Annotated in this window: 13 protein-coding genes; 5 read left to right on the top strand and 8 right to left on the bottom strand. The window is 72.7% G+C overall.

Annotated elements, in window-relative coordinates:
• Nucleotides 1-71: 71 nt before the first annotated feature.
• From ABT048_RS06855 to ABT048_RS06835, 5 genes are all read right to left on the bottom strand, one after another.
• Nucleotides 72-752 carry a hypothetical protein gene (locus ABT048_RS06855; RefSeq protein ID WP_350520229.1) on the bottom strand — a complete coding sequence of 227 codons (681 nt, stop codon included), beginning with the start codon at nt 750-752 and terminating at the stop codon, nt 72-74.
• Nucleotides 753-798: 46 nt separating this feature from the next.
• Complete coding sequence (gene glgB, locus ABT048_RS06850) at nt 799-3,246, bottom strand: 1,4-alpha-glucan branching protein GlgB (RefSeq protein WP_350520228.1); 2,448 nt, start codon at nt 3,244-3,246, stop codon at nt 799-801.
• A gap of 107 nt (nt 3,247-3,353) precedes the next feature.
• Nucleotides 3,354-4,844 (bottom strand): maltokinase N-terminal cap-like domain-containing protein, encoded by a 1,491-nt coding sequence (locus ABT048_RS06845; protein ID WP_350520227.1) that lies wholly within the window; start codon nt 4,842-4,844, stop codon nt 3,354-3,356.
• 247 nt (nt 4,845-5,091) lie between these two features.
• Nucleotides 5,092-6,816 carry a maltose alpha-D-glucosyltransferase gene (gene treS, locus ABT048_RS06840; protein WP_350520226.1) on the bottom strand — a complete coding sequence of 575 codons (1,725 nt, stop codon included), beginning with the start codon at nt 6,814-6,816 and terminating at the stop codon, nt 5,092-5,094.
• Nucleotides 6,813-8,768, bottom strand: a complete 1,956-nt coding sequence (locus ABT048_RS06835; RefSeq protein ID WP_350520346.1) for an alpha-1,4-glucan--maltose-1-phosphate maltosyltransferase — start codon at nt 8,766-8,768, stop codon at nt 6,813-6,815. The genes treS and ABT048_RS06835 overlap by 4 nt, the downstream gene beginning before the upstream one ends.
• Nucleotides 8,769-9,873: 1,105 nt before the next feature.
• Between ABT048_RS06835 and glgP the strand changes: the two genes are divergently transcribed.
• The gene (gene glgP, locus ABT048_RS06830) at nt 9,874-12,582 is read left to right on the top strand and encodes an alpha-glucan family phosphorylase (protein WP_350520225.1); all 2,709 of its coding nucleotides are present in this window, start codon (nt 9,874-9,876) and stop codon (nt 12,580-12,582) included.
• A 135-nt stretch (nt 12,583-12,717) separates the two neighbouring features.
• Here glgP and ABT048_RS06825 read toward each other — a convergent pair whose 3' ends face one another.
• On the bottom strand, nt 12,718-14,574 hold the full coding sequence (locus ABT048_RS06825) for an ABC transporter ATP-binding protein (protein WP_350520224.1): 1,857 nt from the start codon (nt 14,572-14,574) through the stop codon (nt 12,718-12,720).
• Nucleotides 14,571-16,433 carry an ABC transporter ATP-binding protein gene (locus ABT048_RS06820; RefSeq protein WP_350520223.1) on the bottom strand — a complete coding sequence of 621 codons (1,863 nt, stop codon included), beginning with the start codon at nt 16,431-16,433 and terminating at the stop codon, nt 14,571-14,573. Before ABT048_RS06820 ends, ABT048_RS06825 begins: the two co-directional genes overlap by 4 nt.
• Before the next feature lie 232 nt (nt 16,434-16,665).
• Here ABT048_RS06820 and ABT048_RS06815 point away from each other — a divergent pair, with 232 nt between their 5' ends.
• The gene (locus ABT048_RS06815) at nt 16,666-18,099 is read left to right on the top strand and encodes a family 2B encapsulin nanocompartment shell protein (protein WP_350520222.1); all 1,434 of its coding nucleotides are present in this window, start codon (nt 16,666-16,668) and stop codon (nt 18,097-18,099) included.
• A gap of 21 nt (nt 18,100-18,120) precedes the next feature.
• Here ABT048_RS06815 and glgX read toward each other — a convergent pair whose 3' ends face one another.
• On the bottom strand, nt 18,121-20,343 hold the full coding sequence (gene glgX / locus ABT048_RS06810; RefSeq protein WP_350520221.1) for a glycogen debranching protein GlgX: 2,223 nt from the start codon (nt 20,341-20,343) through the stop codon (nt 18,121-18,123).
• 203 nt (nt 20,344-20,546) lie between these two features.
• Between glgX and ABT048_RS06805 the strand changes: the two genes are divergently transcribed.
• From ABT048_RS06805 to ABT048_RS06795, 3 genes are all read left to right on the top strand, one after another.
• Nucleotides 20,547-21,797, top strand: a complete 1,251-nt coding sequence (locus ABT048_RS06805; RefSeq protein ID WP_350520220.1) for a L,D-transpeptidase — start codon at nt 20,547-20,549, stop codon at nt 21,795-21,797.
• A gap of 199 nt (nt 21,798-21,996) precedes the next feature.
• Entirely contained in the window at nt 21,997-23,253 is a 1,257-nt protein-coding gene (locus tag ABT048_RS06800) for a L,D-transpeptidase (protein WP_350520219.1), read from the top strand.
• A 224-nt stretch (nt 23,254-23,477) separates the two neighbouring features.
• Nucleotides 23,478-24,710, top strand: coding sequence for a L,D-transpeptidase (locus ABT048_RS06795; RefSeq protein WP_350520218.1), 1,233 nt, complete (start codon nt 23,478-23,480; stop codon nt 24,708-24,710).
• The last annotated feature ends 111 nt before the right edge of the window (nt 24,711-24,821 follow it).

Raw genomic sequence — 24,821 nt, 5'->3', positions numbered from 1 at the left:
CGAACGAACGTCCGCGAGCAGAGGCGGGCCGGACCGGCAAGGGACGAAGGTCCTGCCGGGGGCGCCGGTGGTCAGCGGGCGGTGGAGCCGTCCGAGCCGGACAGCTCCACCGTTCGCCCGCTGACGAAGACCTCCGACACGCGCGGGTCCACCAGCCAGCCGTGCGGGTGCACGAGGGTGCCGTTGCGGCCCGGGGTCCAGCCGTCGGCGGCGAGCGCGGCCCGCAGCCGGGCCTCCACCTGGTCGGCCGTCACGCCGGCGGGGCTGCCGATGGTGAGGGTCCGGGAGCAGAAGTTCGAGCCACAGGCGCCCTCGGTGCCGGAGACGTGCTCGATGGTCAGCCCGGGCGGCAGCGGCACCTCGGCGAGGTTCGGGAGGAAGGCGTCGTAGGCGAAGAACTGGTACATCAACACGAGGGCCCCTCCGGCGAGCGCGTGGATGCAGAACGCGACGGCGGCCCCGCTCTCGGGGTCGACGAACCTGTTCTCCGGCCGCGGGCCGCGCAGCCACCGCTCGCCCAGCACGCCCGCCAGGATCACCAGGGCCGCCACGAACGGGTACCCGGCTTCCAGGTCGGCCCTGGGCCAGATGAAGAACCACCCGTACGCCGGGCCGACGATGGCCGTGGCCAGGCCCATCAGGACGGCGAAGACCGCGGCCCCGACCGCCCGGGTCCGCACCAGCGCCGCCCAGCCGACGAAGGGCGCCAGCAGGTAGATACATTTCAACGACGTCCACAGCAACACGCGCAAGCCCCCCGCCTGCTGACGATCAGTCTCAGGCGGGGAGCCTAGGCGATCACGCCGGACGGAGCCAGAGCGTGGCGAGCGGCGGGAGGACCAGTTCCGCGGAGCGGGGCTGGCCGTCCCACTCCACCGCTTCGGCCTTGACCGGGTGGGAGTTGCCGATGCCGCTGCCGCCGTACTCCTCGGCGTCGGTGTTCAGCACCTCCTCCCACAGCTGGTCGCGGCCCGCCAGGCGGGGCAGGCCGACCCGGCGGCCGTGCCGGACGACCGGGGAGAAGTTGCAGACCGCGACCAGCGGGGTGCCGTCGGCCGCGTACCGGACGTAGGAGAGCAGGTTGTCGTCCGCGGCGCCGCCGTCGAGCCAGCGGAAGCCGTCCGGGGTGGTGTCCAGCTCCCACAGCGCCGGGGTGTCGCGGTAGTGCCGGTTGAGATCGCGGACCAGGCGGCGCACCCCGCGGTGGTCCTCGTGGGCCGGCCACTGCTCGTCGAGCACCCACCACTGCGGGCCGTGCTCGTGGTCCCATTCCGCGCCCTGGGCGAACTCCTGCCCCATGTAGAGCAGTTGCTTGCCCGGGTGGGACCACATGAAGCCCAGGTAGGCGCGGTGGTTGGCGCGCTGCTGCCACCAGTCGCCGGGCATCTTGGAGACCAGGGCCTGCTTGCCGTGGACGACCTCGTCGTGCGAGATCGGCAGGATGTAGTTCTCCGAGTAGGCGTACACCATCGAGAAGGTGATCTCGTTGTGGTGGTACTTGCGGTGCACCGGCTCCTTGGAGATGTAGACCAGCGAGTCGTGCATCCAGCCCATGTTCCACTTGAGCCCGAAGCCGAGGCCGCCGGCGTCGGTGGGGCGGGTGACCCCGTCCCAGGCGGTGGACTCCTCGGCGATGGTGATCACACCGGGGCAGCGCCGGTAGACGGTGGCGTTCATCTCCTGCAGGAAGGAGGCCGCGTCCAGGTTCTCCCGGCCGCCGAACTGGTTGGGCGTCCAGGCGCCGCCCTCGCGGGAGTAGTCGAGGTAGAGCATCGAGGCGACGGCGTCGACCCGCAGGCCGTCGATGTGGAACTCCTCGCACCAGTAGACCGCGTTGGCGACCAGGAAGTTGCGCACCTCCTTGCGGCCGTAGTCGAACTCCAGCGTCCCCCAGTCGGGGTGCTCGGCGCGCAGCGGGTCGGCGGGCTCGTACAGCGGCTCGCCGTCGAAGCGGGCGAGCGCGAAGTCGTCCTTGGGGAAGTGCGCGGGCACCCAGTCGACGATCACGCCGATGCCGTGCCGGTGCAGGGTGTCCACCAGGTACCGGAAGTCGTCCGGCCCGCCGAGCCGGGCGGTGGGGGCGTAGTAGCCGGACACCTGGTAGCCCCAGGAGCCGCCGAAGGGGTGCTCCATCACCGGCATGAACTCCACGTGGGTGAAGTTCAACTCCTTGAGGTAGCGCGGGAGTTCATCGGCGATGGCGCGGTAGTCGGTGAGGTCCGGGCGCCACGAGGGCAGGTGCAGCTCGTACACCGACATCGGCGCCCGGTGGTGCGGGGCGCGGGCCCGGCGGGCCATCCACTCGCCGTCCTGCCACGCGTAGGCGGAGGAGGTGACCACCGAGGCGGTGCCGGGCGGGCACTGGGCGGCCCGGGCCAGCGGGTCGGCCTTGTCGAGCACCCAGCCCTGCCGGGTGTGCACCTCGTACTTGTACGTGGTGCCCTCGGCCAGGCCCGGGACGAACAGCTCCCAGATGCCGGAGGAGCCGAGCGAGCGCATCGGGTGCCCGGTGCCGTTCCAGTGGTTGAAGTCGCCGATCAGCCGCACTCCGACCGCGTTCGGCGCCCAGACCGCGAACGCCGTGCCGGCCACGCCGTCGACGGTGCGCACGTGCGAGCCGAGCGCCCGCCACAGCTGCTCGTGCCGGCCCTCGGAGATCAGGTGCAGGTCCAGCTCGCCGAGGGTGGGCGCGGTGCGGTAGCCGTCCTGCTGGCGCATCGGCTCGCCGTCCGGGTAGGTCACCAGCAGGGAGTAGTCCCGCAGTTCGCCGCCGGCCACCAGCCCGGTGAACAGCCCGCTCCGCTGGTGGGTGAGTTCGGCGGGGCCCTGCGGGGTCTCGACGACCACCCGCTCGGCGAACGGGCGCAGCACCCGGACCGCCGTGCCGCCGTGCACCGGGTGCGCGCCGAGCAGGGCGTGCGGGTCGTGGTGCTGCCCGCTCACCAGCCGGTCCACCTCGGACGGCGGCAGCGGCGCCTCGGGCAGGCGCAGGGCCCCGACGGGGGCGTCCGCCGGAACGCCCGCGGGAACGGGGGCCGCGCGCGGCGTGGTCCGCCCGCGCGGCGCCGGGCGCTCGGGCCCGGCGTCGGCGCCCGCCGCTTCGGCACCCCCTCCTTCGTCGGTCGCTCGGCCCGCTCCGCCGTCGGCGTCGGCGAGCCCTTCGGCTCGGGGCGGGTCGGCGGCGCCGGCCAGGAAGGTGGCCGGAACGGTGCGGTCGGGGCGGCCGGTCGGGTCGAGCGGCGTCACGGCGTGGTCCTCCTGCGGCGGGGGTGGGCGAACTCCTGCGGGCGGTACGGGAAGCGGCGGTGCGGCGGGCGGTGGTGCGGGTGGCGGGTGAGCGGGGATCGGGGGAGTCAGACGGACAGGGCGAGCCGGTTGATCGCGGCCAGCGGGATCGGCAGCCAGCTCGGCCGGTGCCGGGCCTCGTACACCACCTCGTACACCGCCTTGTCGATCTCCAGCGCCCGCATCAGCTCCGGCGAGGCCGCCGGGTCGGCGCCGCCCCCGGCCGTGTAGCCGGCGCTGAAGGCGGTGCGGTTGCGCTGGGCCCAGGCGGCGGCCAGGTGCGCCAGTTCCGGGTCGACCGGGCCGCCGGCCAGCAGGTGGGCGGCGGCGTAGTCGAAGGAGCGGAGCATGGCGGCGACGTCGCGCAGGGCGGGCTGCGGTTCGCGCCGCTCGTTGACCGACTTGGCGGGCTCGCCCTCGAAGTCCAGCAGGACCCAGCCGTGCGGGGTCCGCATGGCCTGCCCGAGGTGCAGGTCGCCGTGGATGCGCTGGACCGGCAGCCCGTCCGGGTGGGCGTCGGCGAGCTGCTGGAAGGCAGTGCGCAGCGCGGCCCGGAAGCGCAGCAGTCCGGGGACGGCGGCGACGGCGCTGTCCAGCCGGTCGGCCATCGCGGTGGCGAGCCGTCCGGTCTGGGTGCGGTCGAGCCGGGCGACCGGCATCGACCGGGCCAGCACCCGGTGCACCTCGGCGGTGGCCCGGCCGAGCCGGTGCGCCTCGATGGCGAAGTTGCCCGGGGAGCGGTCGCCCTTGAGCCGGCCGACCTGGTCGAGGGCGAGCTCCCAGCCGTCCTCGGCGTCCGGCAGGTAGCGCTGGAGCAGGCCGAGGGTGGCCGGTTCGGCGCGTTCCATCCGGCTCTCGAACCAGGCGGCGACCCGCGGGATGCGGGTGGAGCCGGCCCGGGAGAGGGCGAGCGAGAGTTCGAGGTCGGGGTTGGTGCCGGGGTGGATGCGGCGGAACAGCTTGAGGATGTACGAGGTGCCGTAGATGACCGAGCTGTTGGACTGCTCGGCGGTGGAGGCGCGGCCGGGGAGGTTGGCGGGCAGTCCGGAGCCGGGGGTGCGGCGGAAGGACAGCGAGCCGAAGCGGTCGCCGGTGGCGAGGTGTTCCAGCAGGCGCCCGGTGAGTTCGGGGTCGTGCACCGCGTCGTAGAGGGTCGCGCCGTCGTACGGTCCCTGGCTGAGCCGGCCGAGCACCGCGCCGGGCCCGATGTCCCCGAGTCCCTGCGAGCGGATGCCGAGCAGCAGCTGGTAGATGTCGCCGTGCGGCGCGCCGGCCGTGGTGGCGTGCTCGACCCGCAGCAGCAGGTGCAGCAGGGCCGGGTCGCCGACCTGCAGCGGGGTGCCGACCACCGGGGTGAGACCGGTGATGGGCCGTCCCTTCCCGGCGTACCAGCGCTGGGTGGGCAGCCACGCCGCGATCAGCGGCAGCGCCGCCTGGACGAGCTCGCTGACCCCCAGGGCGGTTCTCCGGACCCCGGAGCCCCGCGCGCCAGTCGGCGTGGTGGAGCCGGCCGGGGCGTCGTGCTGCACATGGGCTTGAGAACGGGAGGTTTCGGACATGACTCCCTTTCCCCGGAAGCACGCGGACTGCCCGACGGGTCGTGGCCGGGTCCGTCAGTCTTCCGGATTGCGGCGGCGCGGCGGTCGCGGCACGCGAGCGTGGCTCGGGTGTCACGCCTTCGTGTGGGTGGCCGTTGGGCTGTTCTCCGTACGCGGTGGTGCAGAGAACTCCGGGGGCGCTGGGGTTCAACTGGCGCCCCCGGAGGGTCTGGTGGTGCCGGTATGGCGGTGCGGCCGTGGCGGATCGTTACTTCGACCGCCTGGTCCCGCTCAGACGCGGGGGCTGCCGGAGCTGGAACCAGTAGAAGCCGTGCCCGGCCAGGGTGAGCAGGTAGGGCCACTCACCGATCGACGGGAAGCGCACCCCGCCGATCAGCTCGACCGGGTACCGCCCGCCGTACTGCCGCAGGTCCAGCTCGGTCGGCTGAGCGAACCGCGAGAAGTTGTTCACGCACATGACCAGGTCCCCCTCGTGCTCGCGCACGAAGGCCAGCACGGCGGGGTTGCTGGACGGCAGTTCGGCGTAGCTGCCGAGGCCGAACGCCGGGTTGAGCTTGCGGATCTCGATCATGCGACGCGTCCAGTGCAGCAGCGAACTCGAACTGCTCTGCTGCGCCTCGACGTTGGTCACCTGGAAGCCGTACACCGGGTCCATGATGGGCGGCAGACTGAGCCTGCCCGGGTCGGCGGAGGAGAAACCCGCGTTGCGGTCCGGGGTCCACTGCATCGGCGTGCGCACGCCGTCCCGGTCGCCGAGCCAGATGTTGTCGCCCATGCCGATCTCGTCCCCGTAGTAGAGCACCGGCGAGCCGGGCAGGGAGAGCAGCAGGGCGGTGAACAGCTCGATCTGGTTGCGGTCGTTCTCCAGCAGCGGGGCGAGCCGGCGGCGGATGCCCACGTTGGCGCGCATCCGGGGGTCCTTGGCGTACTCCGCGTACATGTAGTCGCGCTCCTCGTCGGTGACCATCTCCAGGGTCAGCTCGTCGTGGTTGCGCAGGAAGATGCCCCACTGGCAGCCGTTGGGGATGCGCGGGGTCTTGGCGAGGATCTCGGACACCGGGTAGCGGGACTCGCGGCGCACCGCCATGAAGATCCGCGGCATCACCGGGAAGTGGAACGCCATGTGGCACTCGTCGCCGCCCGAGGTGAAGTCGCCGAAGTAGTCGACGACGTCCTCCGGCCACTGGTTGGCCTCGGCGAGCAGCACGGTGTCGGGGTAGTCGGCGTCGATCTCCTTGCGGACCCGCTTGAGGAACTCGTGGGTCTCCGGCAGGTTCTCGCAGTTGGTGCCCTCGCGGGCGAAGAGGTACGGCACCGCGTCCAGCCGGAAGCCGTCGATGCCGAGGTCGAGCCAGAACCGCAGCCCGGCGATCATCTCGTCCTGGACCCGGGGGTTGTCGTAGTTGAGGTCCGGCTGGTGCGAGAAGAAGCGGTGCCAGTAGTACTGCTTGCGGACCGGGTCGTAGGTCCAGTTGGAGGTCTCGGTGTCGACGAAGATGATCCGGGCGTCCGGGTACTGCTTGTCGTCGTCCGCCCACATGTAGAAGTCGCCGTAGGGCCCGTCCGGGTCCTCCCGGGAGGCCTGGAACCACGGGTGCTGGTCGCTGGTGTGGTTCATGACGAAGTCGATGATCACGCGCATGCCGCGGGCGTGCGCGGCGTCGGTGAACTCCATGAAGTCGGCGAGGTCGCCGAACTCCGGCAGCACCGAGGTGTAGTCGGACACGTCGTAGCCGCCGTCGCGCAGCGGCGAGGCGAAGAACGGGGGGAGCCAGAGGCAGTCGATCCCGAGCCACTGGAGGTAGTCGAGCTTGGCCGTGAGCCCCTTGAGGTCCCCGACCCCGTCGCCGTTGCTGTCCTGGAAGGACCGCACCAGCACCTCGTAGAAGACCGCACGCTTGAACCACTCGGGGTCCAGGTTCTTCTTCGAGGTCTCGGGGAAGGTGTCGGGGACGGGCTCGTTCACTGTCACGCTGGGTTCCTCCGAACCGTGAGGAGGTGAGCCGGCTCGGCTGAGGGATCGAGCCGGACGTAGTTGTGCCGGCCCCAGGTGTAGACGGCGCCGGTGAGCTCGTCGTGCACCGCGTACGGGCCGTCGCCGTCGAGGCTGACGGTGGCCTCCTGGACGTGGTGCGGGTCGAGGTTCACCACGGTGATGACCTGGTCGGTGAGGCCCTCGGGGGTGGTCGCGGTCTTGGAGTAGGCGAGCACCTGGTCGTTGTCGGTGGGGTGGAAGCGCAGGTCGCGCAGCTGCTGCAGGGCGGGGTGGCGCCGGCGCAGCCGGTTGAGCACGGTCAGCAGCGGGGCGAGGGTGTCGGTGCGGTTCCAGTCGCGCGGGCGCAGCTCGTACTTCTCCGAGTGCAGGTACTCCTCGGAGCCCGGGTGGGCCGGCTCGTTCTCGTGGAGCTCGTAGCCGGCGTAGACGCCGTAGCTGGGGGAGAGGGTGGCGGCGAGCACCGCGCGGACCGCGAAGGCGGCGCGGCCGCCGTGCTGCAGGTAGGCGTGCAGGATGTCCGGGGTGTTGGCGAAGAAGTTGGGGCGCATGTAGGCCGCTGCGTCACCGGTGAGTTCGGTGAGGTACTCGGTGAGTTCCGGTTTGGTGGTGCGCCAGGTGAAGTACGTGTACGACTGGTGGAAACCGATCTTCGCCAGGGTGTGCATCATCGCGGGGCGGGTGAAGGCCTCCGCCAGGAACACGACATCGGGGTCGGTGCGGGCGATGTCGGAGAGCACCTTCTCCCAGAACACCACCGGTTTGGTGTGCGGGTTGTCGACCCGGAAGATCCGCACGCCGTGTGACATCCAGAACCGAAGGATTCGGACGGTTTCCTTGACGATTCCGTCCATGTCCTGGTCGAAGTTGACCGGGTAGATGTCCTGGTACTTCTTCGGCGGGTTCTCGGCGTAGGCGATGGTGCCGTCCGCGCGGTGGCTGAACCATTCCGGGTGCTTGTTCACCCACGGGTGGTCGGGCGAGCACTGGAGGGCGAAGTCGAGCGCCACCTCCAGGTTCAGCTCCCGGGCCTCGGAGACGAAGTGGTCGAAGTCCTCGACGGTGCCGAGGTCCGGGTGGACGGCGTCGTGGCCGCCCTCCGGGGAGCCGATCGCCCAGGGCGAGCCGACGTCGTGCAGACCGGCCGTCAGGGTGTTGTCCGGGCCCTTGCGGAAGGCTCGGCCGATCGGGTGGACCGGCGGCAGGTAGACCACGTCGAAGCCCATCGCGGCGACCGCCGGCAGCCGTTCGGCGGCGGTGCGCAGGGTGCCCGAGCGCGGCGGCTCGACGCCGCTCGGGTCCACCACGGCCCCCTCCGAACGGGGGAAGAACTCGTACCAGGAGCCGAACAGCGCCCGCTCGCGGTCCACCTGCAGCGGCAGCGGGCGGGAGGCGCTGAGCAGCTCGCGCAGCGGGTAGCGGGCCAGCAGCTCCAGCACCTCGGGGGCGAGGGCGGCAGCCAGCCGGGACAGCGGCGGCATGGTCGGGTCGCGCAGCGCCTCGGCGGCGGCCAGGACGTCGGCGCGGCCCTCCTTCTTCGGCACACCGGCCGCGGCCTGCTCGAACAGCCGGGCCCCCTCCTCCAGGACCAGCGCGGTGTCGATCCCGGCGGGCAGCTTCACCGAGGCGGTCCTGCGCCAGGTGGCGACCGGGTCGCTCCACGCCTCCACCAGGTACGACCAGCGGCCGGGCGCGGTCGGGGTGACGTACGCGCCCCAGCGGTCGGTGCCCTCGGCGAGCTCGCGCATCGGGGTCCACGGGCCGCTGCGGCCGCGCGGGTCGCGCAGCACCACGTTGGCGTTGACGGCGTCGTGGCCCTCCCGGAAGACGGTCGCGGTGACCAGGAAGGTCTCGCCGACGACGGCCTTGGCCGGGCGGCGGCCGGCGTCGACGAGGGGACTGACGTCCAGGACGGGGATGCGGCCGATCACGGTGTCGCTCTCTGTCTTGCGGGCGGAGGGCTTGGCGGCGGTCTTGCGGGCGGGCCCGGCCGCCGGTTCGGCGGCGGTCTTCGCGGCGGGCGCCTTCGGGGCGGCCGCCTTCCTCGTGGCGGTCTTGCGGGGCGCGGGCTCGGCCCCGGCTCCGGCCTTCGGGGTGGCGGCCGACGCGGTGGCGGTGGTGCGGCGCGTGGTGGTGCGCCTGCGGGGCGCCGCGGTCCGGTCCTCCTCGGTCCCGGGTCGTCGGGCCGTTTCGGAGGACCGCGCCGTCGAGGGCCGGTCCGCGGGGGGTTGGGATTCGGAGGATCCGGTACTGACCGCGCCGGACGCCCTGGGCGCAGGCATCGCCGGATCTGTCCGAGTGTCAGAATCCATCCGTCCGGCGGATTCCGCGACCGCTGAGTCGAGGGCTTCGGCCACCGGTGTGGACTGGTCCCGCGTGTCGCCGTGCATGCCAAGCTCCTGCCCGAGATCGGCGGCAGCTCCCGCGGGCCGGGGGATCGGGCCAGGGGAGTACCGGGAGGACTGCTGGGTGGGGAGGACGTGCGACCGGAGCCTGCCCGCGCCGCCGTCCCCGGCAACCTGCCCGGCGCCCGCCGAGCCGGTGGCAGGACGCCCCCGAGCCCGTGCGCGTCCCGGCGCACGCCTCCGGGGGCGCGCCCCTGGGCGGTCCGGTCCACCCGTGAACGAGCGGGCCGGGCGCGAGGACACGCGTCGGTGCGCGGTGAGCGCCGAATGGGCTAAGAAGAACGGGAACGGCCAACGCGAAAAGGATTCGGACGTGCTGCTTCAAGGGGGACGCCACCCGTCGCCGCACTCCCCACAGCATCAACGACCTTCGGTCATCCTCGCACCGGCGACAAGGTTTTTGCAGCAGTACGACAGTAGTTTCGGGTCTTCTCCCGAGCGGATGCGCCATCGGAAATGGATCCGTACCGAAGAGTTCACGTATTGGTAGCGCGGCTCCTCGAAATGTGCGCCTCGCGCGCCCCCCGTGCAGTCCAATGCGCCGAATGCGATCTCATCAATAGCCCGAACGGATGCCCAATAGCCCACTTGACGCACTGTCGGACCGGCCGCCACGGCTACGCTTCACGCCGTGAAGGCAATCCGCAGATTCACCGTCCGCACCGTCCTGCCCGAACAACTCCAGCCGTTGCACGAGCTGGCCCTCAACCTGCGCTGGTCCTGGCACCCCGAGACCAGGGACCTGTTCCGGTCCGTGGACCCGGAGGTCTGGGCCGCGACCGGCGAGGACCCGGTGCGGCTGCTCGGGGAGGTCCCGGCCGGCCGGCTCGCCGCGCTCGCCGCCGACCGGCGGTTCCTGCGCAGACTCGGCGACCTCGCCGACGACCTGCGCGACTACCTGACCGGCCCGCGCTGGTACCAGACCCGGCAGCAGGAGGCCGAGGCCGCCCCGCTGCCCGCCGCGATCGCCTACTTCTCGCCCGAGTACGGCATCGCCGCCGCGCTGCCCCAGTACTCCGGCGGGCTCGGCATCCTGGCCGGCGACCACCTCAAGGCCGCCAGCGACCTCGGCGTCCCGGTCATCGGCGTCGGGCTGTTCTACCGGCACGGCTACTTCCGGCAGTCCCTCGGCCGGGACGGCTGGCAGCAGGAGCGCTACCCGCTGCTCGACCCGGACGAGCTGGCGGTCAGCCCGCTCCGGGAGGCCGACGGCACCCCCAGCCGGGTCGACCTCGCCCTGCCCGGCGGCCGCACCCTGGCCGCCCGGATCTGGAAGGCCCAGGTCGGGCGGGTCCCGCTGCTGCTGCTCGACTCCGACATCGAGGCCAACTCGCCGGCCGAACGCGACGTCACCGACCGGCTCTACGGCGGCGGCAGCGAGCACCGGCTGCTGCAGGAGATGCTGCTCGGCATCGGCGGCGTCCGGGCCGTGCGCGTCTACTGCCGGCTCACCGGACACCCCGCCCCCGAGGTTTTCCACACCAACGAGGGCCACGCCGGTTTCCTCGGCGTCGAACGGATCCGCGAACTCGTCGCCGAGGAGCCGGACGGTCCGGACTTCGCCGCCGCCCTGGAGTCCGTCCGGGCCGGCACCCTCTTCACCACCCACACGCCGGTCCCGGCCGGCATCGACCGCTTCGACCGCGACCTCGTCGCCCGCCACTTCGGCGGCGACGCCGCGCTGCCCGGCGTCCCGGTCGACCGGGTGCTCGCGCTCGGCGCCGAGACCTGGCCCGGCGGGGACCCGAAGCTGTTCAACATGGCCGCCATGGGCCTGCGGCTGGCCCAGCGCGCCAACGGGGTCTCCACCCTGCACGGCGAGGTCAGCCGCTCGATGTTCAACGGCCTCTGGCCCGGCTTCGACCCCTCCGAGGTGCCGATCACCTCGGTCACCAACGGCGTGCACGCCGCCACCTGGATCGACCCGGCGGTCGTGCGGCTCGGCGCCGCCGAGATCGGCGCCGAGCGCGCCGAGGAGGCGATGACCACCGGCGAGGCCACCCGCTGGACCGGCCTGGAGACGATCGGCACCACCGAGATCTGGGAGCTCCGCCGCACCCTGCGCGCCCAGCTGGTGGAGGAGGCCCGCCGCCGGCTGCGCGCCTCCTGGCGCCAGCGCGGGGCCGGGGAGGCCGAGCTCGGCTGGGTCTCCTCGGTGCTCGACCCCGACGTGCTCACCATCGGCTTCGCCCGCCGGGTGCCCTCCTACAAGCGGCTCACCCTGATGCTGCGCGACCCGGAGCGGCTGCGCGGCCTGCTGCTGCACCCCACCCGGCCGGTGCAGATCGTGGTGGCCGGCAAGGCCCATCCGGCCGACGACGGCGGCAAGCGGCTGATCCAGCAGATGGTCGCCTTCGCCGACGACCCGGCGGTCCGGCACCGGATCGTCTTCCTGCCGGACTACGACATGGCGATGGCCCGGCACCTCTACCCCGGCTGCGACGTCTGGCTCAACAACCCGCTGCGCCCACTGGAGGCCTGCGGCACCTCGGGGATGAAGGCCGCGCTCAACGGCTGCCTCAACCTGTCCGTCCTGGACGGCTGGTGGGACGAGTGGTACGACGGCCGCAACGGCTGGGCGATCCCCACCGCCGACGAGAGCGGCGGGGTGCTCGACCCGGACAGCGGCGAGGCCGAGCGGCGCGACGACATCGAGGCGGCCGCGCTCTACGACCTGATCGAGCACCAGGTCGCCGCCCGGTTCTACGACCGCGACGCGGACGGCCTGCCGCACCACTGGATCGCCATGGTCCGGCACACCCTGGTCACCCTCGGGCCCAAGGTGCTCGCCGGGCGGATGGTCCGCGAGTACGTCGAACGGCTGTACGCCCCGGCGGCGCTGGCCCAGCGGGAGCTGGCGGCGCCGGAAGCCGGGCGCGCGGAGGCGGGCGGGCGGTCCACCGGGCGGTTCACGGGCGCCCGGGAGCTGGCCGGCTGGAAGGCGAAGGTCCGGGAGGCCTGGCCGGCCGTCCGGGTCGAGCACGTCGAGGCGGAGTGCCCGACCGAGGCCCAGGAGCTGGGCAGCTCGCTGGCGCTGCGGGTGCAGGTCGCGCTCGGCACCCTGCAGCCGGGCGACGTCGAGGTCCAGGTGGTCTCCGGCCGGGTGGACGAGTCGGACGGCATCTCGGACGCCTGCCTGCTCGCCCTGAAGCCGGTCGGCGGGCCCGACCTGGACGGCCGCACCCGCTACGAGGGCACGCTGGAGCTGTGCCGGACCGGCCCGTTCGGCTACACCGTCCGGGTACTGCCCGCGCACCCGCTGCTGGCCTCCCCGGCCGAGCCGGGCCTGGTCGCCCTGCCCGTCGAGTCGGCCGGGATGGACGCGGGGCTGCTGCGCTGACGTCGCGCCGGACGACTGCCGTCCGTGCGTCCGCGACGGACGGACGGCAGTCGTCCGAGGGGCGGCCCGGCCGGGTGCGTGACGGCGCACCCGGACGGGCACATCGAGGGGCCGGGGGTGTCGGACACCCCGCGGCTAGACCAGGCTGTCCCGCCAGGCCCGGTGGAGGGTGGCGAAGCGGCCGGAGCCGTCGACCAGCTCCTGCGGGGAGCCGTCCTCCACGATCCGGCCCTGGTCCATCACCAGGACGCGGTCGGCGATCTCCACGGTGGAGAGCCGGTGCGCGATGATCACCGCCGTCCGGCCGGCCAGCACCGTGCGCATCGCCCGTTGTACGGCCTGCTCGCCCGGGACGTCCAGCGAACTGGTCGCCTCGTCCAGGATCAGCACCGCCGGGTCGGCCAGCAGGGCGCGGGCGAAGGCCACCAGCTGGCGCTGGCCGGCCGAGATCCGGCCGCCGCGCTTGCGCACGTCGGTGTCGAAGCCGTCCGGCAGCGCGGCGATGAACTCGTACGCGCCGATGTCGCGGGCGGCCCGCTCGACCTCCGCGCGGGTGGCGCCGGGGCGGCCGATCGCGATGTTCTCGGCGACCGTGCCGGAGAACAGGAAGGACTCCTGGGTCACCATCACCACCCCGCGCCGCAGCTCGGCGGTGGCCAGCTCGCGCAGGTCCACGCCGTCCAGCCGGATCCGGCCCTCGGTCGGGTCGTAGAAGCGGGCCAGCAGCTTGGCGACCGTCGACTTGCCCGCGCCGGTCGCGCCGACCACCGCGACCGTCTGCCCGGCCGGGATCAGCAGGTCGAAGGGCGGCAGCACCTCCTTGCCGGTGGGGTAGGAGAAGCGGGTCGCCTCGAAGGACACCTCCCGGCCCTTCCGGGCCGCCTGCGGCAGCTCCTTCGGCTCGGCCGGTTCGGCGACGGTCGGCTCGTGGGCGAGCAGGCCGGCGATCTTCTCCAGCGCGGCGGCGGCCGACTGGTAGCTGTTCAGGAACATCGCCAGCTGGTCGATCGGGTCGTAGAGCCGGCGCAGGTAGAGCACGAAGGCGGTGAGCGTGCCCAGCGCCAGCGAGTCGTCGACGGCCAGGTACGCGCCGAACAGCAGCACGCCGGTGAGCCACAGGTTGGCGGTGGCCCGGGAGAGGCCGACGTAGCGGGCGATCTCCAGCAGGCCGTCCGCGGTCGCGGTGGCGGACTGCCGGTTGACCACCGCGAAGGCCGCGTCGTTGGCCTTCTCGCGGCGGAAGGCCTGCACCGGGCGGATGCCGTTCATGGTCTCGGTGAAGCGGACGATCAGCGAGGCCGCCGAGGTGCGGGAGCGGCGGTACACCCGGCGCGAGCGGCTGCGGAAGGACCGGGCGATCAGCGCCAGCGGCACCGCGGACACCAGCGAGACCAGCCCGAGCCGCCAGTCCAGCACCAGCAGCAGCACCGAGATGTAGCAGACCGACAGGAAGACCGTCAGCAGCTCCTGCAGGCCCTCCGAGAGCAGCTCGCGCAGCGCGTCGATGTCACTGGTGGCCCGGGAGATGATCCGGCCCGAGGTGTAGCGCTCGTGGAAGTCCAGGCTCAGCCGCTGGGCGTGCCGGAAGATCCGGCCGCGCAGCTCCAGCAGGATGTCCTGGTTGATCCGGGCGCTGATCTTGATGAACACCCACTGCAGCACCGGGCTGAGCAGCGCGCAGAACAGGTACGCGGCGATGACCGCGACCAGCGGGCCGGAGTCGTGCTCGCGCAGCGCCGGGATGGCGCGGTCCATCGCCACCGCGACCAGCAGCGGGCCGGACTGCAGGGCGGCCTGCTGGACCAGGATCACCACCATCGCGACGGCGATCCGGGCCCGGTGCGGGCCGAGCAGCGAGCGCAGCAGCGCCCGGGGTGCGCCGGGCGGGACGGGGATGTCCTCCTCGTCGGCCGGGGGCGGGGGAAGTTCCTCCTCGGCGGACGCGGCGGACGCGGCGGGCCCGGCCTTCGTGGGTTCGGCGGTCGTGGTCACGGGGCTGCACTTCCTTCGGGCACGAGGGCGGCCTCGCCCGACATCAGTTCGCGGTAGAGCGCGCAGTCGCGGAGCAGCTCCTGGTGGGTGCCGACGGCCTCGATCCGGCCGTCCGCCAGGACCGCGACCCGGTCGGCGAGCAGCACGGTGCTGGGACGGTGGGCCACCACCAGGGCGGTGGTGGTGCCGAGGACCTCGCGCAGCGCGCGCTCGACCAGGGCCTCGGTGTGCACGTCCAGGGCGGAGAGCGGATCGTCCAGCACCAGGAAGGCCGGGTCGCCGACCACCGCGCGGGCCAGGGCGAGGCGCTGGCGCTGGCCGCCGGACAGGCTCAGGCCCTGCTCGCCGACCTCGGTGTCGGCACCCTCCGGGAGCTTCTCCACGAAGCCGGCCTGGGCGGTGGCGAGGGCGGAGCGCAGCTGCTCCCCGGTCGCGCCCGGGGCGCCCATCAGGACGTTCTCCCGGACGGTGGCGGAGAACAGGGTGGGCTCCTCGAAGGCGACCGCGACGAGTTCGCGCAGCCGCTCCCGGGGCAGGTCGCGGATGTCCCGGCCGTCCAGCGTGATGGTGCCGGCGGTGGCGTCGTACAGCCGGGGGAGCAGGGCGGTCAGCGTGGTCTTGCCGCTGCCGGTGGCGCCGACCAGGGCCATCGTCTCGCCGCTGCGGACGTGCAGGTCGATGCCGGTCAGCAGGTCGGGGCTGCCGGCCGGGGCGTCGGGGTAGCGGAAGCGGACGCCGGTGAAGCGGATGCCGTCCCGGGTGGTGAGGCCGGTGGCGGTGCCCGGGTCGGGGGTGTCCGGCTCGTCCAGCACCTCGAAGAAGCGGTCGGTCGCGGTGGCGGCCTCGTTGGCGTACGCGAGCAGCCAGCCGAGCGACTCCACCGGCCAGCGCAGCGCGAGCGCGGTGGAGAGGAAGGCGACCAGGGCGCCGGCGCTCAGCTCGTCGTGGGCGACCAGGTACGCGCCGACGGCGAGGGCGCAGCCGAGGACGATCTCCGGCAGGCCGACGATCACCGCCCAGAGGTTGGCCAGCAGGTGGGCCTTGTGCAGCTCGGTGCGGCGCAGCTCCCGGGCCTGGGCCCGGAAGCGCTCGGCCATCGAGCGGTGGCGGCCGAAGGCCTTGAGGATCCGGATGCCGAGGACGGACTCCTCGACCACGGTGGCGAGGTCGCCGTTCTGGTCCTGGGCGAGGCGGGAGGCGCCGGAGTAGCCGGACTCGAAGCGCCGGGTGAGGACGAACAGCGGGACGACGGGCACCAGGGCGATCAGGGCGAGCCGCCAGTCCTGGGTGAACATCACCACCGTGCCCGCCAGGAACATGACCGAGTTGACGATCAGGAACACCAGCGGGAAGGCCAGGAACAGCCGCATGGTGTACATGTCGGCGGTGGCCCGGGACAGGAGCTGGCCGGAGCCCCAGCGGTCGTGGAAGGAGACCGGCAGCCGCTGGAGCTTGGCGAAGAGGTCGCCGCGCATCGCCGTCTCCAGCCCGGCCAGCGGGCGGGCCAGCACCACCCGGCGGGTGAAGAACAGTCCGGCCTCGAAGAGCCCGACCAGCAGCACCAGGCCGATCAGCGGCCAGAGGGCGGCGAGGTCGTGCGTGGCGAGCGGGCCGTCCACGATCCGGCCGAGGAGCACCGGGACGGCGAGGGTGCTCAGCATGCCGAGCGTGGCGGCCGTCACCGAGACGACCAGCCGGCCGCGGACGGCGCGCGCGTACGGCCACAGGCGCAGCAGCGAGCGGACCGTGGAGTGGCGGGGCGCGGCCGGCGGTGCGGCTGCGGCGGTGGTGGCCGCCGCGGCGGGTTCGGCGGTCCCGTCGGCGGGCGGGTTGTCGGTGTCTTGTCGGTTCTCGGCCATCGCGGTGAGGGTAGGCAGAGAGCCCGTCACTTCTCATCCGGTTTTTCGCCCCTGTCGGCGGTGTGCGGCGAGAACCGGCCACCCGGACGGGACGTGTGCGGGTGGCCGGTGGGGCGCGCGCGGCGGTTCGTGCAGGGAGGAATGCGCCGTGCGCCTCTTGCGAGCCCCGGCCGATCGGCCGATGGATCTTCTGACGGATGCTCATCGATGCCCGAGTGACAGGAGTGCGGACATGACGGTCGAGACCGAGTCCACCCCGACCCCCGGCCCGGGATCCGCGACAGTGCGGGTGCGGGCCCAGCTCAGCCTCAGCACGACCGCGGCGCGCAACCTGGCGACGACGACCAAGTCGAAGCCGCAGATGCAGGAGATCACCTCCCGCTGGCTGCTGAAGATGCTGCCCTGGGTGCAGGTCAGTGCCGGCACCTACCGGGTCAACCGCCGCCTCAGCTTCGCCGCCGGCCGCGGCAGGGTGGGCTTCTCCGTGGCCGGCTCCGCGGTGAGCGTGATCGCCCCCTCGCTGCGCGAGGTCCCGGCGCTGCGCGGCTACGAGGACGACGCCGTGCTGGAGGAGCTGGCCCGCCGGTTCGTTCAGCGGGACTTCGCGGTCGGCGACGTGCTGGTGCGGGAGGGCGCGCCGATCGAGGAGGTGTTCCTGGTCGCGCACGGCAAGGTGGACCGGGTCGGCACCGGCAAGTACGGCGAGCAGGCGGTGCTCGGCTCGCTCGCCGACGGCGACCACCTCGGCGACGAGGCGCTCACCGAGCCGAGCGGCACCTGGCCGTACACCGTGAAGGCGGCGACCTCCGGCACCGCGATGGCGCTGTCCTGGTCGGTCTTCCAGGAGCTGGTCGACCGCTCGGACTCGCTGCGCGAGCAGCTGCTGGGCTTCGCCGCCGACGCCGCGCAGGCCCAGAACGCGCACGGCGAGGCGGAGATCGACCTGTCGGCCGGCCACGAGGGCGAGTACGAGCTGCCCGGTGCCTTCGTCGACTACGAGCTGAGGCCGCGCGAGTACGAGCTGAGCGTCGCCCAGACGGTCCTGAAGGTGCACACCCGGGTCGCTGACCTCTACAACAAGCCGATGAACCAGACCGAGGAGCAGCTGCGGCTGACCGTCGAGGCGCTGCGGGAGAGGCAGGAGCACGAGATCATCAACAACCCGGAGTTCGGCCTGCTCAACAACGCCGACTTCGACCAGCGGATCCAGACCCGCTCCGGGGCGCCCACCCCGGACGACCTGGACGAGCTGCTGAGCATGCGCCGGGACACCGACTACCTGTTCGCCCACCCGCGGGCGATCGCCGCCTTCGAGCGGGAGTGTAACAAGGCCGGCGTCTACCCGGCCACCGTCGACGTGCTCGGCAAGCAGCGGCCGACCTGGCGCGGGGTGCCGATCTTCCCGTGCACCAAGATCCCGGTCTCCGACCAGCAGACCAGCGCGTTCATCGCGATGCGGGTCGGCGAGGACAACCAGGGCGTGGTCGGGCTCACCCAGATCGGCATCCCGGACGAGGTCGAGCCGGGGCTGAACGTCCGGTTCATGGGCATCGACGAGAAGGCCGTCGCCTCGTACCTGGTCAGCACCTACTACTCGGCGGCGGTGCTGGTGCCGGACGCGATCGGCGTGCTGGAGAACGTCGAGCTCGGGCACGCCCGCGGCTGAGCCGGCCGCCGTGCTCCGGCCCTAGGCCCCCGGGGCGGGCGCGCGCAGCAGCTGCAGCGAGCGCCCGCCCAGGACGACGGTGCCCCGCGGGTGCGGCTCGCCCGTCCCCGCCGCGGCCGTGTCGACCACCGTCTCGTACGCGGCCTCCGGCGCCGCCCAGGGCTCTCCCGGCAGGGTGAACACCGTGGTCCGGTGGCCGGCGTTGAGCAGCAGCAGGAAGCTGTCGTCGCGCAGCGGCCGCCCGGCGTCGTCCCGTTCGGACATCGCGGTGCCGGACAGCAGCATGCCCAGGCAGGCGGTCGGCGCGAACCAGTCGGCCTCGGTCATCTCCTTGCCCAGCGGGGTGAACCAGGCCAGGTCGGGCTGGCCGCCGGGGGTGGCGGCCCGGCCCGAGAAGAACGCCCGCTGCCGCAGCACCGGGTGGGAGCGGCGCAGCCGGATCAGCCGGGCGGTCAGCTCGGACAGTTCCCGCCAGCCGGGCTCCGCCAGCAACGACCAGTCCAGCCAACTGACCTCGTTGTCCTGGCAGTAGGCGTTGTTGTTGCCGCCCTGGGTGCGGCCCAGCTCGTCCCCGGCGGTGAGCATCGGGACACCCGCGGAGAGCAGCAGGGTGGCGGTCAGGTTGCGCAGTTGGCGCAGCCGCAGCGCGTTGACGTCCCCGTCGGCGGTCTCGCCCTCGGCGCCGTGGTTCCACGAGCGGTTGTCGTCGGTGCCGTCCCGGTTGGCCTCGCCGTTCGCCTCGTTGTGCTTGCGGTCGTAGGAGACCAGGTCGCGCAGGGTGAAACCGTCGTGCGCGGTCACGTAGTTGACGGAGGCGTACGGGCGGCGCCCGCCGCGCTGGTAGAGGTCGGAGGAGCCGGTGAGCCGGTAGCCGAGCTCCCGGACGTCCGGGCGGGCGCCGCGCCAGAAGTCCCGCACGGTGTCGCGGTACTTGTCGTTCCACTCGGCCCACAGCGGGGGGAAGCCGCCCACCTGGTAGCCGCCCGGGCCGACGTCCCAGGGCTCGGCGATCAGCTTCACCCGGCTGAGCAGCGGGTCCTGGGCGACGGCGGCGAGGAAGGGGTGGTCCATGTCCACGCCGTCGCCGCCGCCCGGGCCGCCGCGGGCCAGGGCGGCGGCGAGGTCGAAGCGGAAGCCGTCGACGCCCATCTCGGCGACCCAGTAGCGCAGCGAGTCGGTGACCAGCCGGATCGCCTGCGGGCGGCGGGTGTCCAGGGTGTTGCCGCAGCCGGTGTAGTCGGCGTAGCCGCGCGGGCGGTTGGGCGGGAGGCGGTAGTAGGCGGCGTTGTCGATGCCGCGCAGCGAGAGCATCGGGCCGAGCTCGCCGCCCTCGGCGGTGTGGTTGAACACCACGTCCAGGATCACCTCGATCCCGGCGGCGTGCAGGGCGCGGACCATCTGCTTGAACTCGCCGACCTGGCCGCCGCGCGAGCCGGAGGCGGAGTAGCCGGCGTGCGGGGCGAAGTAGCCGATCGTGTTGTAGCCCCAGTAGTTGACCAGGCCGCGCGCCTGCAGGTGGTCCTCGCTGGCGTACTGGTGGACCGGCAGTAGCTCGACGGCGGTCACGCCGAGGCGGGTGAGGTGGGCGATCGAGGCGGGGTGGGCGAGGCCGGCGTAGGTGCCGCGCAGGTGCGGAGGGATGTCGGGGTGGCGCATGGTGAAGCCGCGCACGTGCAGTTCGTAGAGCACCGTCTCGGCCCACGGGGTCTTCGGGCGGTGGTCGTCATACCAGTCGTCGTCGTCGTGGACGACCACGGCTCTGGGCACGTAGGGGGCGGAGTCGCGGTTGTCCCGGACGGTGTCGGCGACGTCCGCCTCCGGCCAGTTGCGCACGGCGGCGCAGGCGGCGTCGTGCGAGGTGTAACAGCCGTCGACGGCGCGGGCGTACGGGTCCAGCAGCAGCTTGGCCGGGTTCCAGCGGGCGCCGGTCCACGGGTCCCACCGGCCGTGCACCCGGAAGCCGTAGCGGGTGCCGGGGCGCACGCCGGGCAGGAAGCCGTGCCAGACCTGGAAGTCCTGCTCGGTGAGGCGGTGCCGGCTCTCCCGGCCCTCCTCGTCGAAGAGGCAGAGGTCGACGGCCTCGGCGCCGGCCGCCCAGAGCGCGAAGTTGGTGCCCCGGCGGCCGAGCCGGTCGGTGCGGACGCGGGCGCCGAGCGGCTGCCAGCTGCCGGGCCGCGGTGGCTCGGCGGTGTGCGGGCCGCCGTCCGGCCGTGCCCCGGCTTCCAGCTCCTGCCCTGACGCCATGGCCGTACCCTCCCTGGGCGGGGTGTCCCGGACCCCGTTCACTTCCTCTTTCCCGGATTGCGCAGATCGGAAGCCGCTGAACGGGGGCTTACCGGCGGATGGCCCCCCGGGGGAGCGGGGATTCCGGGAGTCGTCCGGCGTGTCCCCCCGTCCGCGGGCGTCGTTGTTCCGGGCGTCGGACGCGAACAGTGGGAGGCCCCGGGATGCGGCGCCGAGGACGGGTGTGGGCGCGGGGTGCGGCGGCGGTGGCCTGCTGCCTGGCCGTTCTCACGGGGTGCGGCGGTGGCGGTGGCGCGCCGGGCGGGGACGCGGCGGTCGGGGCGGCCGCCGACGACGTGGGGCCGGTGCCGTACACCGCTCCGCCGCCGCCGTCCCGGGCGGTGGTGACCGCGCTGCCGGCCGACGGCGCGCAGGACGTGCAGCCGGAGGGCGCGGTCCGGGTGAGTGCCGCGCAGGGCCGGCTGGTGTCGGTGCGGCTGGCGGACGCCAAGGGCACCGAGGTGCCCGGCACGATCACCCGGGACGGCGCCGGCTGGGCGCCCGACGGCCCGCTGCCGCTGGGCACCGCGTTCACCCTGGACGCCGTCGCCGAGGACGACCAGGGGCAGAAGGCCGCCCAGCACTCGGCGTTCTCGACCGTCGCCCGGGCGCACACCTTCGTCGCGTTCTTCACCCCGGAGGACGGCTCGACGGTCGGCGTCGGCATGCCGGTCTCGCTGCGCTTCAGCCGGCCGATCGCCGACCGGGCGGCGGTGGAGCGGGCCGTCCAGGTCACCGCCGACCCGCCGGTGCCGGTGGCCGCGCACTGGTTCGGCAACCAGCGGCTGGACGTCCGCCCGCAGCGGTACTGGGCGGCCGGCACCAGGGTCACGGTGGTGCTGCGGCTGAAGGACGTGCAGGGCGCGCCGGGCGAGTTCGGCACCCAGAGCCGGGACCTGCACTTCACCGTCGGCCGGGCGCAGGTCTCCACCGTGGACCTGGACGCGCACACCCTGACCGTCCGGGCCGGCCAGGGCGGCAAGGTGGTCAAGGTGCTCAAGGTCTCCGGCGGCAGCCCCGACCACTCGACCTACCGGGGGGTGCTGGTGGTGTCGGAGAAGTACAAGGTGACCCGGATGAACTCGCAGACCGTCGGCATGGGCGACGAGTACGACATCAAGGACGTCCCGCACGCGATGCGGCTGACCACCTCCGGCACCTTCATCCACGGCAACTACTGGGCGGCCCCGGGTGTGTTCGGCACCGCCAACACCAGCCACGGCTGCATCGGCCTGGCCGACGAGAAGGGCGGCACCAGCAAGGACTCCCCGGCGGGCTGGCTGTTCGAGCACACCGTCCCGGGGGACGTGCTGGAGGTGAAGGCCTCGACCGGGGACGTCGTGCCGCCGCAGAACGGGCTGAACGGCTGGAACGTGCCCTGGGACCAGTGGGTGGCCGGGAGCGCGCTGCGCTAGCCGGCCCCGCTCCCGCCGCCCGCCCGCCGATTCACGGCCGGTTCACCCCCGCTCCACCCGGGACCCCCGGAGATCCGTTCGAACGGCCCGGTTATCCTGCTCCGACGCGTCCGCAGCCCGGCGCGAAAGATCGGCGCCCGGTGCAACTCATGGGGGCACTCAACGCGTCAAGAGAGTGGATACCGGGAGGGGAGAAACCGTGAAGACGGGTAAGACGGCCGGCGCCGCGATACGCACCAGCAACCGCTACGGGCGGATGAGTGCGATGGCGTTGGTCATGGGTGGGGTACTGCTGTTCACCGCGGCCTGCAACGACGACAAGGGCAGCGGCTCCGGCGGCTCGGGAGGGGGCAACGCGGCCGCGTCGTCCTCGGCGGACGCCGGGGGCGCGGGCGGTTCGGGCACGACGAAGGCCTCGGCAGCGGTGATCGCCGTCGAGCCGAAGGACGGCGCCCAGGACGTCCAGCCGAACGGGCTGCAGGTGTCGGTCTCCAACGGCAAGCTCACCACGGTCGACGTGACCGACAAGGACGGCAAGCCGGTCACGGGCGCGATCACCGCGGACGGCACCGGCTGGAAGCCCGCGGCGGCGCTCACCGTCGGCATGGCGTACAAGGTGAACGCCCAGGCCAAGGACGCCGAGGGGCTGGTGGCCGCGTCCACCACCTCGTTCACCACGCTGACGCCGGACAAGAAGATCTCCACCAACGACAACATCAGCGACGGCGCCACCTACGGCGTCGGCATGATCGTCTCGGTGGAGTTCAACAAGGCGGTCAAGAACAAGGACGCCGTCGTCCAGGGCATCACCTTCGAGACCAGCAACGGCACCGCGGTCAAGGGCCACTGGTTCGGCGACAAGCGGGTGGACTTCCGGCCCGAGCAGTACTGGGCGCCGGACACCAAGGTGACCATCAAGTACCGGCTGAAGAACGTCGAGGTCGCCCCGGGCGTCTACGGCGACGTGGACAAGGACGAGCCGTTCACCATCGGCCGCTCCCAGGTCGCCACCGCGGACGCCAAGACGCACCAGATGACCATCGAGCGTGGCGGTCAGAGCACCACCGTGCCGGTCACCCTGGGCGCCGACGCCACGCCGTCCTGGGGCGGGACCATGGTGGTGATGGACAAGGAGAAGGTCACCCGGATGAACTCGCAGACCGTCGGTCTCGGCGGCGAGTACGACATCCAGGACGTGCCGCACGCGATGCGGCTGACCACCTCCGGCACCTTCGTGCACGGCAACTACTGGGCGAACCCCTTCGGCAAGTCCAACGCCAGCCACGGCTGCATCTCGATGCAGGACGTGAAGGGCGGCAGCGACACCTCGGTGGCCGGCAAGTTCTTCAACGACTCGATCGTCGGCGACCCCATCAAGATCGTGAACAGCAAGGAGAAGACCGTCGCCCCGGACAACGGGCTCGGCGGCTGGAACGTGGACTGGGCCAACTGGTAGGCCCTACCCGGAGGTCGGCCCGGCCAGTCCGGGCACTCCGGTGAGTTCTCTCCGAGCGGTCCGATCCTCACCCGTTGGGGTCGGGCCGCTCGGGTTTCCGGGGCGGCGAGCCCCGCGCATGGCGCAACCTTTCCGGTGACCGGGTGCGTATACCCGGTCGGGCCGTCGCACGGTCCGTCGCCGGCCCACGGGGAGTCCGGGGAGTCCAGAGGGAGGGAATCGACGTGAGGTCGATACGCAGAGTGGTGGCCGTCGGCCTGGTCGGCGGAGCGATGACGCTGACGGCCGCCTGCGGCGGGGGCAGCGGGGGCGGTGGGGGCGGCAGCGCGGCCAAGGCCGACCTGGGGGCCGGCGCGGCCGCCTCCCAGCCCGCGGCGGCGGCGCCCACCAGCGCGGCGCCGAAGGTCTCGAAGGCCGCGGTGAGCATCGAGCCCAAGGCCGGTTCGGTGGACGTGGCGCCGAACGCGCTCAAGGTCGGTGCGACGGGCGGCAAGCTCACCACCGTCAAGGTGAGCGACAAGACCGGCAAGGAGGTCCCCGGCACCATCTCCGCCGACGGTGCCTCCTGGACCCCGTCCGCCGCGCTGGCGGTGGGCACCGCCTACCAGGTCAGCGCGATGGCCGCGGACGCCGAGGGCGCGGTCGCCACGGCGGACAGCGACTTCACCACGCTGACCCCGACCGCCCTCGCCAAGGCCTCGGACAACGTGGACAACGACGCCACCTACGGCGTCGGCATGATCGTCTCGGTGGACTTCAGCAAGGACGTCAAGAACAAGGACGAGGTCGCGAAGGGCATCACCTTCGAGACCAGCAACGGCACCGTGGTCAAGGGCCACTGGTTCGGCGACCGCCGGCTGGACTTCCGTCCGGAGCTGTACTGGGCCCCCGGCACCAAGGTGGTCGTGCACTACCGCCTCAAGAGCGTCGAGATCGCCCCGGGGGTGTACGGCGGAGACCGGGACGAGCCCTTCACGATCGGGCGATCCCAGGTTTCGACGGTTGACGCCGCCGCGCACAAGATGACGGTCGTCAGCGCCGGCCAGAGCTCCGACATCGACATCACCTCGGGCTCGGACGACCACCCGACCTGGAACGGCACCATGGTCGTCATGTCCAAGGAGGGCACGGTGCGGATGCAGTCCAGCACCCTGCCCGGCATGACCGGAGCCCCCTACGACCTCCAGGTGCCGCACTCGATGCGGCTGACCACCAGCGGCACCTACGTGCACGGCAACTGGTGGGCCAAGAACAGCATCTTCGGCGGGGACAACGTCAGCCACGGCTGTGTCGGGCTCAAGGACGCCGAGGGCGGCAGCGACTCCAGCTCGATGGGCAAGTTCTACGCGGGCTCGCTCGTCGGCGACGTGGTGGTCGTCAAGAACTCGATCAAGAAGGAGAAGCTCGACCCGTCGAACGGGCTGAGCGGCTGGAACCTGCCGTGGGGCTCCTGGTAGGAGGGCGCGGGGGTCAACCCGGGCTTGACGGACGTCGGCCCGGGTGGCCCCCTATTTGCATCCGGCATATGCCGACTCGGGGGAGATCGTTTGCTCATTGTCCGTACGCGG

Source organism: Kitasatospora sp. NPDC096140, assembly GCF_040303045.1.
Lineage (GTDB): Bacteria > Actinomycetota > Actinomycetes > Streptomycetales > Streptomycetaceae > Kitasatospora.
Note: the sequence above shows the minus strand (reverse complement) of the source record. Positions and strands in the feature narration are given on the sequence as shown.